Below are 1,931 nucleotides of genomic sequence, written 5' to 3' on the forward strand. Positions count from 1 at the left end.
ATAGTATCAAAACTACGTAAAAGCTTGCAAATCAAATGATTGCAAGCTTTTTTGTTTTAGTGGAAAAACTAAAATACTCACCGATTCTCATATTAAAAGTGTGTGATTAGGTGAGTAATTTTGCAACTAAAAGAACTCACCGAATTATTTATAACCACCTGTTTCACAAGTAGTTCGACCATCGAACATCTTGACGTTTTCAGACTGCAAGGCTAATTTTGTTAACCTTAATTCAGTTTATATGAAAACTAATTTTAGCCTGCTTTTTTATCTTAAAAGGCAGAAAAACTACCATGGCGGCCATGTGCCAGTTTATTTAAGAATAACCGTTGGCGGAAAAAGGTCAGAAATGACCACTGGGCTTGAGTGCGATCCTGAAAAGTGGAATACCAAATCAGGCAGACAGGATGGAAAAAAGGAAGATGTCAGAAGCTTCAATGCTTATCTGGATAATCTTCAGTCAATGATCAACCAGGTTTACAGGGATCTTTTTGATTCCGGTGAAGTTATTACAGCCGAAGGCATTAAGTGCAGATTTATTGGGCGGGAAGTCCGGAAGCATACCTTGATGGAAGGCATCAAAGTTCATAACGAAAAAATGGAGCTTTTGTAGGAAAGGAATACGCCATTGGTACTTTGAAGCGCTTTCAGGTCTTGGAAAGACATCTTACCGCCTTCATGAACGAAAAATACCAGATAACAGATATCAACATCAAAAATATCAACCATGCGTTTATAAGAGATTTTGATTTTTTCCTGAGGTCAGTAAACGGTTGYGCYAACAAYACSACAGTAAGGTATCTGAAAAGCCTTGGTAAAATCCTTCGCATTTCATTGAGCTTAAAATGGATTGACAGCGATCCAATGTTTGGATACAAACTAAAGAGCAAAAATGTAGAGCGGTCGTTTCTTACAGAGGATGAATTAACTAAAATTTCAGAAAAGCAGTTCCTAACCGAGCGGCTAAGTCAGGTACGGGACGTTTTTATCTTCTGCTGTTTTACCGGACTTGCGTATTCTGACATAGAAAAACTGAGCCTAGCGAATATTAAAACAGGTGTGGATGGCAAAAAATGGGTTTTCACGAACAGAACCAAAACGGGAACTAGGTCTGCTGTTCCCCTATTACCACCGGCAAACGCAATACTGGAAAGATACAGCAATCATCCCTATTGCATCACCAAAGACAGGGCATTGCCAGTTTCTAGCAATCAAAAGCTAAACGAGTACCTTAAGGAAATTGCAGCAGTTTGTGAGATTGACAAACCTTTAAGCTCACATATCGCGAGACATACCTTTGCAACGACGATTACCCTGTTAAACGGTGTTCCCATGGAAAGCGTATCCAAAATGCTGGGGCATACCAATATCAGGACTACCCAGATTTATGCTAAGGTTCTGGATATAAAGGTAAGTGCAGATATGGCAATCTTGCAAAACCGATTCTCTATAAAATAATAGACTCATTACGCCAGCACGTTTTGGTGCTGGCAAATTCGAAAAATTATGAATAAAACCATAAGTAATAATATCTTAATTCAGGAACAAGTTGTACTAGAAAAAATATATCATATCCGGGATCAAAAAGTAATGCTGGATCTCGACCTTGCTGTACTTTACGAAGTTCAGACTCGTGCACTCAAACAGGCAGTCAAACGCAACATTCAGCGTTTTCCAAACGATTTCATGTTCCAGTTGACAAAAGAGGAATGGCAGCAGGTTATCACAATTTGTGATAACCTCCCGAAGTCGGCAAAATTCAGTCCGGCGACCCCTTTCGTATTCACTGAACAGGGTGTAGCCATGTTATCCAGTATCCTGAATAGTGAGCGTGCAATTAATGTCAACATTCAAGTCATCCGGATATTTGCACGACTCAGGAATATGGTAACTGATAATACCCAAATTCGTCTGGAGATAGAAAAGATAAA

3 protein-coding genes and 1 pseudogene are annotated in these 1,931 nt (G+C 39.2%); all 4 read left to right on the forward strand.

The window, feature by feature from the left end; translation table 11 throughout:
* Positions 1-241 precede the first annotated feature (241 nt).
* A complete protein-coding gene (locus tag EZ449_RS23410; RefSeq protein ID WP_317130444.1) occupies positions 242-613 on the forward strand; it encodes an Arm DNA-binding domain-containing protein in 372 nt (123 codons plus the stop codon).
* Between the two features lie 65 nt (positions 614-678).
* A pseudogene (locus EZ449_RS23415) lies at positions 679-807 on the forward strand (phage integrase SAM-like domain-containing protein); the annotation flags it as partial.
* Between the two features lie 57 nt (positions 808-864).
* Entirely contained in the window at positions 865-1,458 is a 594-nt protein-coding gene (locus tag EZ449_RS23420) for a site-specific integrase (RefSeq protein WP_317130445.1), read from the forward strand.
* Between the two features lie 48 nt (positions 1,459-1,506).
* Positions 1,507-1,931: ORF6N domain-containing protein (locus tag EZ449_RS22450; RefSeq protein WP_131563121.1), on the forward strand; the 425-nt coding region annotated here is incomplete at its 3' end.

The organism is Pedobacter frigidisoli, assembly GCF_004331675.1.
Classification (GTDB): Bacteria; Bacteroidota; Bacteroidia; order Sphingobacteriales; family Sphingobacteriaceae; genus Pedobacter; species Pedobacter frigidisoli.